Source organism: Acinetobacter sp. ANC 5054 (assembly GCF_002135295.1).
GTDB lineage: Bacteria > Pseudomonadota > Gammaproteobacteria > Pseudomonadales > Moraxellaceae > Acinetobacter.
Window position 1 is genome coordinate 44969 of record NZ_NEGG01000016.1, and the last position, 15880, is coordinate 60848.

Annotated in this window: 17 protein-coding genes; 7 read left to right on the forward strand and 10 right to left on the reverse strand. The window is 38.2% G+C overall.

Going from position 1 to position 15880, the window contains the following annotated elements; genetic code table 11:
• Nucleotides 1-45 precede the first annotated feature (45 nt).
• Nucleotides 46-2331 carry a KAP family P-loop NTPase fold protein gene (locus B9T33_RS14585; protein WP_086179613.1) on the forward strand — a complete coding sequence of 762 codons (2286 nt, stop codon included), beginning with the start codon at nucleotides 46-48 and terminating at the stop codon, nucleotides 2329-2331.
• Nucleotides 2332-2557: 226 nt separating this feature from the next.
• On the opposite strand, the gene B9T33_RS14590 is transcribed toward B9T33_RS14585, so the two are convergent.
• A complete protein-coding gene (locus B9T33_RS14590; RefSeq protein WP_086179655.1) occupies nucleotides 2558-2926 on the reverse strand; it encodes an endonuclease domain-containing protein in 369 nt (122 codons plus the stop codon).
• Between the two features lie 70 nt (nucleotides 2927-2996).
• Here B9T33_RS14590 and B9T33_RS14595 point away from each other — a divergent pair, with 70 nt between their 5' ends.
• Both B9T33_RS14595 and B9T33_RS14600 read left to right on the forward strand, forming a co-directional pair.
• Complete coding sequence (locus tag B9T33_RS14595; RefSeq protein ID WP_086179614.1) at nucleotides 2997-3611, forward strand: hypothetical protein; 615 nt, start codon at nucleotides 2997-2999, stop codon at nucleotides 3609-3611.
• A 282-nt stretch (nucleotides 3612-3893) separates the two neighbouring features.
• Nucleotides 3894-4262: a hypothetical protein gene (locus tag B9T33_RS14600; protein ID WP_171263650.1), complete on the forward strand. Its 369-nt coding sequence runs from the start codon at nucleotides 3894-3896 to the stop codon at nucleotides 4260-4262.
• Between the two features lie 349 nt (nucleotides 4263-4611).
• Here the strand turns inward: B9T33_RS14600 and B9T33_RS14605 are convergent, their stop codons facing one another.
• The 5 genes from B9T33_RS14605 to def form a co-directional block, all read right to left on the reverse strand.
• Nucleotides 4612-5637: a molecular chaperone DnaJ gene (locus B9T33_RS14605; RefSeq protein ID WP_086179616.1), complete on the reverse strand. Its 1026-nt coding sequence runs from the start codon at nucleotides 5635-5637 to the stop codon at nucleotides 4612-4614.
• 91 nt (nucleotides 5638-5728) lie between these two features.
• Complete coding sequence (locus tag B9T33_RS14610; RefSeq protein ID WP_086179617.1) at nucleotides 5729-7009, reverse strand: glutaminase; 1281 nt, start codon at nucleotides 7007-7009, stop codon at nucleotides 5729-5731.
• A gap of 78 nt (nucleotides 7010-7087) precedes the next feature.
• Nucleotides 7088-7528: a hypothetical protein gene (locus B9T33_RS14615; protein WP_086179618.1), complete on the reverse strand. Its 441-nt coding sequence runs from the start codon at nucleotides 7526-7528 to the stop codon at nucleotides 7088-7090.
• A gap of 21 nt (nucleotides 7529-7549) precedes the next feature.
• On the reverse strand, nucleotides 7550-8761 hold the full coding sequence (locus B9T33_RS14620) for a GGDEF domain-containing protein (RefSeq protein WP_086179619.1): 1212 nt from the start codon (nucleotides 8759-8761) through the stop codon (nucleotides 7550-7552).
• A gap of 161 nt (nucleotides 8762-8922) precedes the next feature.
• Nucleotides 8923-9414, reverse strand: coding sequence for a peptide deformylase (def, locus tag B9T33_RS14625; RefSeq protein WP_086179620.1), 492 nt, complete (start codon nucleotides 9412-9414; stop codon nucleotides 8923-8925).
• A gap of 367 nt (nucleotides 9415-9781) precedes the next feature.
• Between def and B9T33_RS14630 the strand changes: the two genes are divergently transcribed.
• Nucleotides 9782-11071 (forward strand): MFS transporter, encoded by a 1290-nt coding sequence (locus tag B9T33_RS14630; protein ID WP_086179621.1) that lies wholly within the window; start codon nucleotides 9782-9784, stop codon nucleotides 11069-11071.
• Between the two features lie 101 nt (nucleotides 11072-11172).
• Here B9T33_RS14630 and B9T33_RS14635 read toward each other — a convergent pair whose 3' ends face one another.
• The 3 genes from B9T33_RS14635 to B9T33_RS14645 all read right to left on the reverse strand — a co-directional run bounded on the left by B9T33_RS14635 (nucleotide 11173) and on the right by B9T33_RS14645 (nucleotide 12475).
• Entirely contained in the window at nucleotides 11173-11670 is a 498-nt protein-coding gene (locus B9T33_RS14635) for a DUF2505 family protein (RefSeq protein ID WP_086179622.1), read from the reverse strand.
• A 166-nt stretch (nucleotides 11671-11836) separates the two neighbouring features.
• Complete coding sequence (locus B9T33_RS14640) at nucleotides 11837-12139, reverse strand: hypothetical protein (RefSeq protein ID WP_143224022.1); 303 nt, start codon at nucleotides 12137-12139, stop codon at nucleotides 11837-11839.
• A gap of 42 nt (nucleotides 12140-12181) precedes the next feature.
• A complete protein-coding gene (locus B9T33_RS14645) occupies nucleotides 12182-12475 on the reverse strand; it encodes a hypothetical protein (protein ID WP_086179624.1) in 294 nt (97 codons plus the stop codon).
• Between the two features lie 322 nt (nucleotides 12476-12797).
• On the opposite strand from B9T33_RS14645, the gene B9T33_RS14650 reads away from it, so the two are divergent.
• From B9T33_RS14650 to B9T33_RS14660, 3 genes are read left to right on the forward strand one after another with little or no spacing between them, the layout of a single operon-like run.
• Entirely contained in the window at nucleotides 12798-13583 is a 786-nt protein-coding gene (locus tag B9T33_RS14650) for a crotonase/enoyl-CoA hydratase family protein (protein WP_086179625.1), read from the forward strand.
• A gap of 16 nt (nucleotides 13584-13599) precedes the next feature.
• Entirely contained in the window at nucleotides 13600-14502 is a 903-nt protein-coding gene (locus tag B9T33_RS14655) for an alpha/beta fold hydrolase (RefSeq protein ID WP_171263651.1), read from the forward strand.
• A gap of 46 nt (nucleotides 14503-14548) precedes the next feature.
• Complete coding sequence (locus tag B9T33_RS14660; protein WP_086179626.1) at nucleotides 14549-15112, forward strand: TetR/AcrR family transcriptional regulator; 564 nt, start codon at nucleotides 14549-14551, stop codon at nucleotides 15110-15112.
• On the opposite strand, the gene B9T33_RS14665 is transcribed toward B9T33_RS14660, so the two are convergent.
• A complete protein-coding gene (locus B9T33_RS14665; RefSeq protein WP_086179627.1) occupies nucleotides 15094-15585 on the reverse strand; it encodes a hypothetical protein in 492 nt (163 codons plus the stop codon). The two genes, B9T33_RS14660 and B9T33_RS14665, sit on opposite strands and share 19 nt — an antisense overlap.
• Between the last annotated feature and the right edge of the window lie 295 nt (nucleotides 15586-15880).

Here is a 15880-nt window from a genome sequence, read left to right on the forward strand (position 1 = left end):
ATATTTGATAGAATCATTTGATGGAACCTTTATAAATATCTCAACATGACAAATATAGATAAATTCGCATTTTCTGCCGATAGACCAATTAAAAATATAGAACAAGACGTATTGGGTCGAGCTGATTTTGCTAAAAACTTAAGCGATGCTATTTCTCAATGGAAAGGTGATGAAAGCTTAGTTATTGCGTTACATGGCGATTGGGGTTCAGGAAAATCATCAATTAAAAATATGGCGTTATCGTATTCAAAGCAACAAGATGACTCACCCACAATTATAGAGTTTTCACCTTGGGAATGGTCAGCTCAGGATAAGATTGTTCAGGCTTTTTTTGATGAAATATCAAAATCTATTGGAAGAAAGGATTCATCTAAAGAAGATAAAAAATTAGCAAATATATTTGCGAAATATGGCAATCATTTATCTACGGCACACACTTTTCTTAAGGGTGCTAATTTAGCTCTACCTCTTCTTGTAACTTCAATCCTAAGTACAGGTTTAATTAGCAGTTACTTTACTGACAATTCACAATTACCAATACTCATTGCAACTATTACATCTTTTATAGCTTTAATCTTACCAGCCACAGGAAAAGGGAGCGAATTGTTAGGGAAACTTTCAGAAAACTACGAAAAAAAATCTAAATTAAATGAAAAGAACTTAGCAGAAATTCGTGAGGAGTTAATTACAGCTTTAAAGGATAGAACGACTCCTCTTTTAATTGTTATGGATGATATTGATCGTTTAACAACCGTAGAGTTGCGAATGATTTTTCAATTAATTAAGGCAAATACTGATTTTCCTAATGTAATATTTTTACTTTTATTTCAGAAAGATATTGTCGAAAAAAAACTTACTGACGGCACACAGTCTGGTGAAAACTATCTAGAAAAAATTATTCAAATCCCTTTTACAATTCCACAAATTCAAATAAAACAAGTCCACACTGTTTTATTTAATCTACTAAACAATGTGATATATAGTCACATTGATGCAGAAAAAAAGTTTGATCAACAAAGATGGGCTGAGGTTTATCATAACGGGTTTAAAAACTATTTTAATAATTTAAGAAATGTGTATAGATTCAACTCTACACTTTGTTTTAATTTTAACTTATTCAAAAATGATGATATTTTTGAAGCAGATCCCATAGATTTGATTGTTATTGAATGCTTAAGAATATTTGAACCAACTGTTTATACAAAACTTTCGCAATCAAAAAGTGCTTTCACAAGCTTAAGTTCTAGCTATAGTGATAATCAAACAGAAAAAGCAAAATACTTAAGAGTTATAGACGATGTAATCAATAGTGCATCTGAAAAAAATAAAGAATCTGTTAAAAAAATTCTAACTTCTCTTTTCCCTACTATTAAATGGATTATAAGCAACTATTATCACGATCATAGCTCTTATCAAGAATGGTTCACTCAATTAAGAATTTGTCATAAAGATCACTTTGATAAATATTTTAAACTGAGTTTTGATAGTGAAGATTTTACTACATCAGATTTTATTAATTTCATCCAACTAACAGTTTCTAGAGAAAAACTTAAAGAGAAAATACTTGCTTTAGATGCTAGAAATGTATTGGAAGACTTCTTATGCAAATTTGAAGCCTATAGCAAACAGGTACCACAAGAAAATTTTGAATCATATCTATATGCAATGTTAGACAGCGCGGATGGAATCAACAGCGAATCTAATCAGTTTTTTGGCTTTTCATCACAAACCTATATATTTAGATTATCATTTTGGTGTTTAGAAAATATCCAAGATAGAAAACAAAGAGCTACACTTTTAAATAAGTATATTAACCTAAATTCAAATTTTTCATTTATTAATTATTTTTTATTTAAAGAGTACAAAAGTAGAGAGGAAAATCAAGAAACTTTACTAGAAGATTCCGATTTTCAAGCACTCAAAAATGATTTTATTATTCAATTAAATCACTTCGCTAATTCATTTCCCGATAAATTAATTCAACACAATTCGTTCCTATCATTGGTGTACCGTTGGAAAGAATGGGGAAACTCTTCTGATATTCTTAATTGGTTTGAATCCAAAACTCAGGATATACAAGGTATTCTAAAAATCCTTAAGGCAATGACCCAAAGTACTAAATCTTATAGCAGTTCATATACTAAACCTCATGTTAAAAGATATATTAAAGCTGATACTGTTATAAACTTCTTAAACGTTCCTCGCATATCAAACATAATCAACTCTAGTGATCTTTCTATACTTTCTGAAGAGGAAAAAGACTTAATCAAAATGCTCAAAAAAGGATTCGAAAATAAAGCTAACAATCGTGATGATGATTTTGATGACTAACCCTCACCCCAACCCTCTCCCATAGGGAGAGGGAGCGTCATTTGATTTAATGCCTATATGAATTTTGCAATGGAGTTCCCTCTCCTTGTAGGAGAGGGTTAGGGAGAGGTGCTTTTCAATATTAGAAACCCTCACCCCAGCCCTCTCCCATAGGGAGAGGGAGCGTCATTTGATTTAATGCCTGTATGAACTTCTCAATGGAATTCCCTCTCCTTCTAGGAGAGGGTTAGGGAGAGGTATTTTTTAATTCAAAACATCTCTGCCACAAATCCTCTAACACCGTATCCGTCCGTCCCAACACATCATGATTCAAATACCGAACAACAGTTAAACCCAAAGCCTCTAAAAAATTAGTGCGTTCAGCATCATATTCCACAGCATCATCTGTTCCATGCTGGCTACCATCCAACTCAATGACCAAACCAATTTCATGACAGTAAAAATCCACGATATAAGGTTTAATCACATGCTGACGGCGAAATTTAAGATTCATAAATCGCTTAGCACGAAGTATTTGCCACATCAGGTTTTCTGCATCGGTGGATGCTGATCTTAATTGACGAGAAAATTCGAGTAATTGCGCATTTATCGACATTTTATTTTTATTCATTGTTTTTATTTAAACCAGTATAATCATATCCAAACTAGAACTTATAAAAATCCACATGAAACAACAAAATAAAAAAATTCTTCCATTCCTCATAACTTCAACATTTATTCTTATTGCTTGCACAGAGCAACCTCGGGAAGTAATTGAGCTGAAAGCTGAAAAACAAGTAACTTCAGAACCCGTCACACAAGATGTTGTAGAAATTCCGCCAACAGTAAAATCCACTATATTAGTGAATAACCCAACGCCTCTACCTCAAGGTTATCAAGTAGATACAACTCATTTAAAAAAGCCAATGATGATCGACTTTAATGGCGACGGAAAACTTGATGCTTTTCGTGTTTTGAAAAATCCGAACAAAGTTGGGATGAAATACCTTTTCGAGTTCCGTATTGCAGACAGCGACAAAGTATATTGGTATGAAGATGATTATGGTGATGATCTCGATGCATTTGGTGTTTTCGAATTAGCACCGAAAACAGAAATCTATGCTGATGAAGAACATAGGTTCGACAAAAATGGAAGTATTAGAGTGAATGAAGAAATTGACCCTAAATATTATTTAAAGTTTAAAGGTGATGGTATTTCAGTCAATGTACTTGAAGAAACCTGTGCAACATCTGTTTTCTTTCTAGAAAATGAAAAAATCAGAAGAATTCATCTTTGTTAAACTAAAAATTATCTCAATACTAGAACTTATAAGAACACAAATATGAAACATCTAAACAAAACTTTGCTCTCTCTTATACTTATTTCAGCTTTCACAATCACTGGCTGTAAAGAAAAAACTCAGCAAATAGTAGAGCCAGAATTCGAACAGCAATCCGTTTCAGAAATAAAAACCGAATAGATTGTAGAAATCCCTACAACACTTGATTCGTCAGAATTAGTCAATAACCCTACGCCTCTACCTAAAGGTTATCAAGTAGATACAACTCATTTAAAGAAACCAATGATGATCGACTTCAATGGCGATGGGAAACTTGATGTTTTTCGTGTTTTGAAAAATCCGAACAAAGTTGGTATGAAATACCTTTTCGAGTTCCGTATTGCTGATTCTGATAAGGTGTACTTTTATGAAAGTGAAGATAAAGAATTTGATTTAGATGGTTTTGAAACATTTGAAAAAGCCGAAAAAGGTGAACAATTTGTAGATATTTTAAAATTAGACCATCCTGATCTCATGGCATTTGAAGATGCACCCAAAACAGCACAATTAACTTTAGATAGAGATGGTATTACTGTGGGTCTACTTGAATCCTGTGGTACTTCTTTGTTCTATATTGATCAAAATAAAGTTCATCGTATTTACCTTGATTAATCACCAATTTTTGAATAATCAAAATCCTCCTGTCGACGCAATTTAAGATTCATAAATCGCTTGGCACGGAGTATATGCCGCATGAGATTTTCTGCATCGGTGGCAGTGTGGTGCAGGGATTTGGCGAATTGTAATAGTTGGGGATCTATTTTCATTTTATTTTCCCTCTCCCTAGCCCTCACTTGCGCTTCGTTTTAAAGCAGTGCTTTAAGACTTGCTCAGGAGAGGGAACGTTCATTATTAAATTACGTGATGGCATCTAATCAGATGCAACACCCTCTCCCTTTGGGAGATGAGTAGCACTGCTACGCAAGGGTGAGGGAAATTAGAGAAAGGTGCTTTTAAAAAATCACAAAACCCCATGCTCCAACAACATCTCCAACCCACTCTCTTTCCCCATATACATCAGCCTTTGCTTTTCTGATTTAAGCTGTTGCTTCACCGCAGAAACATCCGCATCAATTTGCTTATACAAGTCTGTAATATTCAGTTGCCCTTTCGACTTCTGCACCGCAATTTTGGCTTTGTTTGACCACACCAATGAATTAATGAGTTCCTGAATCTGCTGCTTTAAAGCTTTGCTTTGCGCTTCTAAAGCCTGTTGGTAAAACTTCACTTGCTCTGCGCTTAAGCCTTTATTTGAGCCATTTTTACTTTGCTCAACTTCGAGTTGAAGTTTCAATAAAAAGAATAAATCTTCCTGTTCATAGGCTTCATTGGCACGTTGTAACAGTTCAGTCTTTTCCTCTTTTTTAGATTCATTTGGCTCACGGTCAGGGTGAATAATCGAGGCAATTTTTAAATACACCGTTTTAAGCGATTGATTCACTAGCATTGAGGCCTTGGCTTGTTTCTCTTGCTGCCGTTTTAACTTGGCTTGCTCACGTGCTTGTTGGTATTGGTCGCTGTTCCAATCTTCAATTAGATCCTCATTGGGCTGAAAGGCATTGTCTTCTACCGCAACAGCTTTCTTTTTATTCTTCTTGGACTGAGCATATTCCTCTACTTGTGCATAATAAGCATGCATTTTTGCCACTTCATCCAACTGAGTTTGCGCTAACATTTTCGAATCTTTTAACAGCCGTGCCAAAGCCTGAATTTTGTTTTCAACTTGTGCAGTATCTGATTTGCTTAAACCAAAACTACTTAGGCTATTCCATAGGCTTTGCATTTGCTCATATAGTGTTTTGTACAAATCTCGATAGGCAGGCATCAAGGCTTTCTGACTATAAGCACGGATGTCATGCTGCGCACGTTGCCATGCTGCAAGCAGTAACTTCTGTCGTTCAATTTCATCAATTAAACGATTCAGCTTTTTCTCAGGTGTAGAAAGCTCGATATTCGGCTGAATCGTAGTTTTTAAATCAAATGACATAAATGCTAGTGGGTGGTAAAAAACCCCAATTATAGCCGAAATTCAGAAACGCTTTTCTGATAACTCGGCTGATCTCAACGCCATCAAAACCCTATTGTTGTACAAGCTTATTTAAAAATACTTCGAGCTCTTCTCGAATCACCACAGCATGCCCTTGGTGGCTATGCTTCTGTTCGAGTAATTTCTCCGAATCAATCACGTAGACCGTGTGACCATCTTCAATTAATCGATCTACCCCTTCAAAAAGCATGCGTGCACCGACCTCATGAATCAGTGAAATATTGGTAATATCCAGCACGATACACGTATTGGCTATAGGTTCATCTTGTAGTATCCGCAGCAACATTTCCGATTCGGTAAATTGCAATACTCCACGCAGTTCATACACCACAACGTTTTGCTTTGTGCCTAATATATAGCGACGCTGCACGATGGTTTGAGCTGATGGTGTACCTTCCATCACATGCAGCCCCATATCCCGTGACAATCGTTCAAATATTTCAACACCACGCACGCTATTGCCATGTTCGTCGAGTTTTGGGCTAAACACCGCTATACCCACTTGACCGGGCAATGCCCCGAAAATTCCACCCGCCACGCCACTTTTAGCAGGAATACCAACTGTGGTGAGCCAGTCACCTGCGGCATCGTACATGCCACAGGTCATCATCACACTCAGCATTTGTCGAACCACTGCACGTGACAATATTCGCTTACCTGTGGAACCCTGCACACCACCATTGGCCAACACACTCGCCATTTTCGCCAAGTCTTTTACCGTGACTTTGATGGCACATTGCTGAATATAGCCATTCACAATTTCATCAGGGTCTTCATTGAGCACCCCCACCGTTCTGAGCATGTAACCAATCGACTTATTACGAAACGCCGTTTTCACTTCTGACGCATATACAGCATCATCAAAACTCAGTTCACGCTCTGCCAATTCACTTAAAAAGCGACGTAAATTTTCGGCTCTGGAAATCTCTGGTTCATGCGGTAAAAGTGAATGGGTGGTAATTGCTCCCGAATTGATCATCGGGTTTTTCGGTAAGTTATTATTTTTATCTAAAGCAATCTGGTTAAAGGCTTCACCTGAAGGTTCGACGCCCACTTTTGCCAAGACCGCATCTAAGCCTAAGTGATGAATTGCTAAGGCATAGGCAAAGGGTTTTGACATCGACTGGATAGTAAACTCCACCTCATCATCACCTGTGGAATAAATCGTGCCATCAACAGTAGAAAGTGCTAATGCAAGTTTGTTCGGGTCAGCCTGTGCCAGCTCTGGAATATAATCGGCAAGCGCCCCCAACTGATTGCTGTGACACTGCGCTAAGACATGCTGCAAATAGTCAGGTACTGGAGTTTTCATTGATCTGCCTATTTTTAATTTTTGTTCACTATTTTTATAGCAAATTTATTGAAGGCAGCGGCAAAGTCTTACATTTCTTTATATTTTTTCAGGTTCTAACTGAATCTGTTGAATATTTAAGTGATGCATCATTTCACGGACAAAAACGAAATACGTCAGAATATAAACAGTCTGCTGTCCGAGTTGAGTTCTATAAAATTCTGTATGTTCAATCAACTCATTAAAGCCATGTTCGAGCATATGTCGGTCTATCGTTTTCGCATGTTCAAAGAACACTGTTGCAAGCTGCTGCATCCATGCATCATCAGTATGTGCAATGCGCTCAAACTGATACTCTAGTTTGAGCTGCTCTAAAATTTCTTCTATTTCATAAATGAGATATTCAATCGCCAATACATCAAACTGATGTTTGACACAGCGCTTAATCAATTGATCCAGACCCATTTCAAAATTGAAATGTTGCCCCTCAACATCAAACGTGACGTATTCTGCAGCCAAATGAAAATGGATTTGTTGCATCTGCAACCTCTTTGCCTCGCTTTAGACTAAATCTAAGTTTAACTCGCGAAAACTGCGCACTTGGTTGCGACCTTGTTGTTTTGCTAAATATAAGGCTTGATCTGCCAAACGCGTGACCAGTTCAGGCGAAGTACCCTCAACCGCAGTTGCCACACCAAAACTCGCAGTAATTTCTAAACTACCACCGTGTGCTAAGTTAAAACGTTCAGACAAAATTGCTGCACGACAACGTTCAGATACCTCTATCGCCTGCTCTAAATTTTGATCTTTTAAAATTAAGATAAACTCTTCACCACCAAAGCGCCCGACAACATCTTGCTTACGCGTATTGTCATTTAAAATCTGAGCCACGCCTTTTAGCACACGATCGCCCGTTTCATGCCCATATTTGTCATTGATCAGTTTAAAAAAGTCTAAATCTAATAACACGACAGCAAATTCAGGATGGTGACTTTGTGTCAACTGTTGCAGTTCGTGGCTGACAAAACGGCGGTTATATACATTGGTCAGTCCATCGACACGACTAAGCACTTCCATTTTCTGTTCACGATGTCGCCATTGCACCAATAAAATCTGAAAAAATACTGCACTGATAATGAGGATGGGTAAATATAATTCCGCCATACTTAACAACCAAAAATGATTGTCATAAAACTCGGTTTGCTTCAGGGCATGGCTAAATATTGGGGCATATTCTAATCGGTCATGTGAAGTAAAATAACAGATATAGCCAATAAAAATAGTAATGGGTAGCATAATACTCAGCATGATTGCTGGTCGATAAAATACCAACCCAACAAGTAACAGATTTACTGTACCCGCCATGGTCGCAGGACTATAAATACCAACCATGTATCCACCATAAATCATTCCTACACCAAAAAGTACAGGTGCAAAATAACTTAAAAATAGTCGGAATAATGCATGATGCTTAAAGCTAAAACTCAGTACGGCCAAGAGCGTAAAGAGTAACAATACGATCATGCCGACCATGACCCGTGTTTTCAGTGCAACGGGATTAAACCAAACGTTATTGTTGGAATAATAAAAATTCATGATGCACCACTTCAACACGCTAATTTGACTCAGCATGCCAAAGAACAGCAATAATCGCCCCTTATCGTAATCAGACCAATTAATAATTAAATAGTCCGACTCAAACAAATGGTGCTTTAGCTTACGCCATTGCAGTACCCCTGTGCGGTACATAGCCCATTCCCGATAATTCCCCATTTAAATACTTTTTTTAACTTTTATTATTGTCTTATTTATACAAGGTTTTGATATTAAAAAGATAGTTTTAAAACATCCGGCTTTAAAGATTCCGACTAAAAGTTACTCTGAATAATTTCGTACACTTTCCACTGCGTATTAGTTTTGACTGGTCTCTGCTTTCACGCTTGTCTATTCAAGCGTTCAGTAAACAAAATACCATCTAAATGATCGATTTCATGTTGCACAATCCGTGCAGGAAAACCCGCTAAAGTCGTCACAATCGTTTCACCCTTTAGGTTTAAATACTGCACCGTAATTTGCTGAGCTCGTGCAACTTGACCACGTTCATCAGGCACACTTAAGCAACCTTCTTCACCCAAAGTCATTTCATTGGAGCGCTGTGTAATCACAGGATTCAGCATGACAATGAGCTGCATATCTGGTGCATCTGGATAGCGTAAATTGGGACGTGATGCGACGATAATCATCCGTTTAGAAATATAAATTTGCGGTGCTGCAATGCCTACACCATTACGCTCAAGCATGGTTGCATTCAAAGTCTCACTTAAGGCGTTTAACCAAGTGCTTCCTATTTCAAAAGGTTGAATCTCTGCTGCGATTAAGCCAAGAATCGCTTCTCCACGTTGCGCCACTGCTGCGGTATTGGTCATCGTTTTTCCTTAGATTAAACTCAACTTCGGTATCATCATCGCTCTGTTCTTTATCCATCTTTATCATGCATTTTTTAGATAAGCAGACAGACTCAAGATCATGAGTATAGTGTAATTTTAACTTCACCCAATGTAAGTTTTGCACAGATTGAATTGAATAAAACAGCTATGCGACGCCAAACAAAAGGGCTAAATTTAAAGATGCAGATTCATTTCTCAAGTCAAATACATTGCAAATTTATAGTTTTAATTTTAATAATTTTTTATAAAAATTAGTTTGTTATGATTCAAAAAAGTTTGATTATTCAATAAAAATTCAATTCTCTAAAATGAACACCATTGCTCATTTTTAGCTGGAAAATATTGCATGGACGCTGCACCACGTCGACTGACAAGTCAGGACAAACGCACTCTGGGTTTATCATCGCTAGGCGGTGCCTTAGAATTTTACGATTTCGTAATTTATGTCTTTTACGCCAAAATCATTTCTGAACTGTTTTTCCCAGCAGGACTGAGTCCTTTTTGGGCCATGCTAAATACCTATGGCATTTTTGCTGCAGGTTATTTCTTCCGCCCACTTGGTGGTGTGGTCATGGCTCATTTTGGTGACTTAGTAGGACGTAAACGTTTATTTAGCTTATCCATCTTACTCATGGCCTTGCCGACCTTAATGATCGGGGTGATGCCGACCTTTGAAAGCATAGGCTATGCAGCACCGCTCTTACTCCTTCTCATGCGCGTTGTGCAAGGGATTGCAATTGGTGGTGAAATTCCAGCGGCATGGACTTTTGTTTCAGAGCATGTGCCTGAACAGAAAATTGGGATTGCCAATGGTTTACTGACCGCTGGTTTGTCCTTAGGTATTTTACTTGGCGCACTGATGTCCTTATTTATTTCACTGCAATTTAATGAGTCTGAAATTCATGATTGGGCTTGGCGTATTCCGTTTATTGTGGGTGGTATTTTTGGCTTCGTGGCTTTGTATTTACGGAGTTATTTAAAAGAAACGCCTGTATTTAAAGCCATGCAAGAGAAAAAACAATTGGCCAAAGAGCTTCCTGTAAAGCAAGTATTACAACAGCATAAAACGGGTGTAGTCATCGGCATGCTGTTCACATGGTTCTTAACAGGCTGTGTGGTGGTACTGATTTTAGCAATGCCAAACTTGCTCACTAGTGCATTTGGTTTTGAACGTGCAGATGCATTTAAAATGCAAAGTGCCGCGATTGTGATGCAAATGGTCGGCTGTATTATTGCAGGTCTATTGGCAGATCGTATGGGTGCAGGCAAAGTGATGTTATTCGGCTCATTGCTGGTGGCAATCGTTGCAGGCGTGTTCTATAACAGCCTCGGTCATGTTGAACAGTCGACCATATTTGGACTGTATATGCTCCTCGGTCTCTCTTCAGGAACTGTCGGCATAGTGTCGTACAGTATGGTGAAAATGTTCCCTGCTCAAATTCGATTCTCAGGCATTTCATTTTCTTATAATTTGGCCTATGCCATTGCGGGTGGTATCACCTTACCATTGGTTCAATGGTTAAGCTTATATAGCAACATTGGTGCGCTGTATTATGTTTGGACAGTCTGTCTTGTGACGTTCTTTACCGCGATGTTCTATCGCCAACGTTTTGAAAAATCATCCGCCATTCAATAGTTGCTATTATTAATAGTTAAAGTTAAAAAAGCGGTCTAATGACCGCTTTTTTTATGGTGATTCAAACGATATTGCTTAAAAAATTGAGGTAAATGTTCAAGTTAGGCTTTAAGGTTTTTACGCAGTTCATCTTCCACAATTTCAATTTCCAATTGGCTAAAGCGACGGATTTCCCCTTCCGCATGCTTTTCTAGCAAACCACCAATGAGTGGCACTTTGACTTTAACAGTCCAATCCAAATTAAAACTGACTTGTGATGCATCGCCTGTGATACTACGTTTGCAGCTGGCTTCTAAGGGTAAATTTGGATCAAGTTTAACGTCTGAAGTTAAAGCCGCTAAGTTGCTTACATCAGTACGTTGTAAACGGAAAGCATCTTTTAAGAATTTTTTTGCGATATCTGGAATATTCACATCTAAACTATAAGCACGCTTTAAGGTATAAATATCACCGATTTTTTTCGATTCTAAAATTTCTAAATTTTCACCGGGAATTCGTTTACATACAGCTTCATGTAATGAAACATCCGCAGCCAATTGTTTAAATTCTTCAAGTGATATGCCATGAATTGTAGCGTTAACGGTAAATTGATGTGCCATGCTCATCATCCTTAAACAGAAATATTGGTTTTATTGTTTTACTTAGCCAAATTTACAGCAAACTATGCTGTCGTGTGGATTTAATCCAAAAGTCTCTGAACTGTCATTGACTTAAAAAATGAAAGAATAATTAAGTTTTGTCATCGTGTTGTTATTACAGTTATTTTTAACACTTGGAGTAGTGTAATTCTCCTTCAATATCTTGATATTGCATCTCAATGTCCCAACCGACATGCACTTTAAAGTAGATCCCGCCATAGGCTAGTCGTGCAAACCAATGTCCAAAGTCTAAACTGCTCACATCAAATTCTACCCATTTCGGCAAATTCTCTAATAAGGGTGAATAAATCAACCCACCCGGTTCCATTGAAGCACAGTGCTGTCCATAATGATGAAATAATTCAAAGCACATCTGATTGAATCGCTGCCTCTGTAAAGTTTTTAAATCTAAAGTGAATGGATGCAACATTTTAAATACTCGTTATTTTTATATTTCGAAAATGTATTCAGCTCAAGGTAGATTATGTCGCTGACCAAAACGATCGCGGTGATGGACTTTCAATACCTCACAATAATCAATCAATAACGACTGCTCTCTATAATTGATCTGTATGCAATATTCTTCCGCGCCATCATCTAAACCACTGACACTTAAATGGGTTCCTTGTGGAAAGGCTTTGAGCCATTCGGCTGTATACACATCAGCCATTTCATCAAAATAAAAATAATGCTCAGGTTGCGCCATTAAGTGGATGACATGATCATCAAAACGGATTTTTTGAGCCATTACAAAATCAATAATCATTGTTGCCCTCCATGTTGTATGTCGCTGGAATTCAATTTTAATCTTGAATGAATGATTAGGACAACCGAAGTACACGCTGAGCAATCGCTATAGTCTTTTCTACTTCAGTTACTGCATTTGTTTCAATCGAGGAAATGACCACCAAACGAAATTCTTAAACTTTAGATCAGGCAGAGACTGGCGATATTGCTGGTCTTTTTTATGCAGATTTTTGAGTTTATGTCTACCTAAGACTTTAAAAAGAAATATATGAACGCATGAGTTTTTGACAGTTTTCTAACAATCGGTTAAAAACTTAATAAACGTATAAGGAATAATCAAAATGTCAGAACAACAGGGACGCGTCAGCCGTGAAATACGTGGTCATCTATTTTTAATTGGCCTTGACCGCGCAGAAAAGCGCAATGCTTTTGATAGCCATTTGATCCAAGATTTATCTTTGGCGCTCACTGAATTTGAAGACCATCCAGAACTACGCTGTGCGGTGATCTTTGCCCACGGTGAACACTTTACAGCGGGACTGGATTTGGTGGAATTACAACCTAAATTAACCAGTGGTGTTTTTGATTTTACTGCGACTCAAATTAACCCATGGGGCACCACTTCACGACAACGTAAAAAGCCTGTTGTCGTTGCTGTTCAAGGCTTTTGCTTTACCGCAGGCATTGAACTGATGCTGAATGCGGACATCGTGGTGGCACATCACGATACCCAATTTGCCCAAATGGAAGTTCAGCGTGGCATTTTACCTTTTGGTGGGGCGACAGTGCGTTTCGTTCAAACTGCAGGCTGGAATAAAGCCATGCGTTACTTACTCACAGGTGATCGTTTCGATTCAACGACTGCACTGGACATGAATTTAATTACTGAAATTTCAAATGATGCGCCACTTGAACGTGCCTTAGCTATTGCCGAGTCTATTGCTCAAGCAGCTCCTCTTGCAGTCCAAGCGACCCTTGCTGCCGCTCAGGATGCCTTGGCACATGGCCCAACACATGCCTTCGAGCATTTAAATGATCATTTACAACCTTTGCTGAAAACCCAAGATGTACAGGAAGGTGTCATGGCGATGCTGCAACGTCGTGCACCTAATTTTCAGGGGAAATAATCAGATGAATTCAACAATGTCTAAACCGCAAATTATTGAAGATCCAAATGGCATGAAAGCCTTTGATACACAAAAAGTAAATTTCACTGCAACCGATGGGTATGCATTATTTGGTACTCAATACATACCTCGCTCTGAAATAAAAGCCAATATTGTCGTTTCAAGCGCAACGGGCGTTCCCTTGCAGTTTTATCGTCGATTTGCTGAATATGCTGCGAGTCTAGGGTATCAAGTACTGACTTTCGATTATCGAGGTATCGGACTCTCTGCTCCGCCAACATTAAAAGGCTTCAAAATGTCCTATTTAGATTGGGGACGTTATGACCTTTCAGGTGCAATTCAATTTGCCCAGCAAACGGGTTTAAAGACATTTGTGGTGGGTCATTCCTATGGTGGTCAAGCACTCGGGCTGACCTCAAATCATGATCAGGTTACGGCAATGTACTGTTTTGGCACTGGCGCGGGCTGGCATGGCTATATGCCGTTTAGAGAGAAAATGAAAGTCCATGTGATGTGGAATTTAATTTTTCCACCGATGGTAGCCGTTAAAGGTTATTTGCCGTGGAGTAAGCTCAATATGGGTGCTGACCTTCCGGTCGATGTATATAAACAATGGCATAGATGGTGCAAAAACCCAACCTACTTTTTTGCTGACCCCGAACAAAGTGAGTTGAGCCAGCACTATGCACAAGTCAAAACCCCAATCTATGCGGTTGCCGCACTGGATGATGACTGGGCGCTACCAAGTTCTCGACATGCCTTTATGCAACATTACACGCATGCGCCCATGCATTATATCAATATTGAAGCGCAGGATTATGGGCTGCAAAGCATCGGGCATATGGGATATTTCCGTAAAGGTGCAGAACCGATTTGGGATGACATCTTGTCAACCTTTGAAGGTTTAATGAGCCAATAGAAAAACTAAGTTTCCCGATCTATTTATTGTTAATTAAGAGTGTTCAATGCGCCCCCGTAAACTGTCTAAAGAACAAGTGTTGCTGCAGTCGGCCCAATGTTTCAAAAGTTATGGCTATACCGCCTGTAGCATGGGCATATTGGCAGAAGCGTGCGGTCTTTCTAAAGCGGCATTTTATTATGATTATCCCACCAAAGATGCCTTGGTCATGGATATGTTGTCGATGACACAATTGAAACTCCGCCACGGCATATTTCATGCCTTACAAGAGCAAACAGCGGATCCACAATCGCAGTTTATGCAAATTCATCAACAAGCCGTACAATTTTTCAATTTTGGTGGATTAGGCTGTTTAGCGGGTGCAATGAGTATGGAAAGTCGGCATTTACCACAGCAGATTAATGAAAAACTAAGAGAAATTTTTCGAGAATGGCAACATGCTTTTGAAGCTTTTTTTAGTCACAGTTTTACTCAAAGCAAAGCACTTGATCTGGCTAAAATCAGTGTAGCTGATTATGAGGGCGCAATTTTAATGGCGCGGATTACACAAGATGAGAGCTATTTAACTTTGATTCGTGACCGAATTTTGAATCAGCTTGCTGATTCTTGAAATTTATATTCAAGCTTGTGCTCTTCACCAAAACGGTCAACATGGGTATAAAACTCACCATAACGCCCTAGGTAATACTCTAAGGACTGGTTGTAGAAAGTCCAGTAAATTGACCATTCACCTAGATCTAACTGTCGAATTTGGGTTTTACAACACACGGGCATTTTACGAAGAAAATCTGCCTGTAATTGCTCTGCTTCAGCTTGCGACTCAATTCGATATTTTTTCTGAAAAAAGATTGCGGCAATATCATCAAATAATTGTTGCTCATATTCATCGACTTCAACCGTTTGCACTAGCTCACGATCACAGCTCGCATCGTCGACATTAAGTGAAACATTCTTTGCGCGTTCAGGGGCTTGATAAGCACTATATTTTTTTCGATATTTTTCAGTTTTTAAAACTTTCTTGGCAACAATTCCTGCACCGCAAAGTGCAATCACGATGCAAAGTAAAATGAGAAAATTGACCATTTGGTGTACCTACTGACTTCAATCTACTGGCTTTAACTGAGTCAATAGAACACTCAGTCTTAGATATTTATCAGGCATTAATATAACGCAAAATTTTGATTAAATTTCAACCAAAGCCACATTAACCATGTCAATACGCTTCATTTCCTCGATTAAATTATTTCAAATTATTTCGATATTTAAGTAAAAATGAACTAACGATAGCCGAGTTGACCATCAAAAATTTTCATACTGCACTCATATTTAAAGAGTTTCAGTATTTAAATTTCATCAGTCTTTTAAATTTTTCAAATTA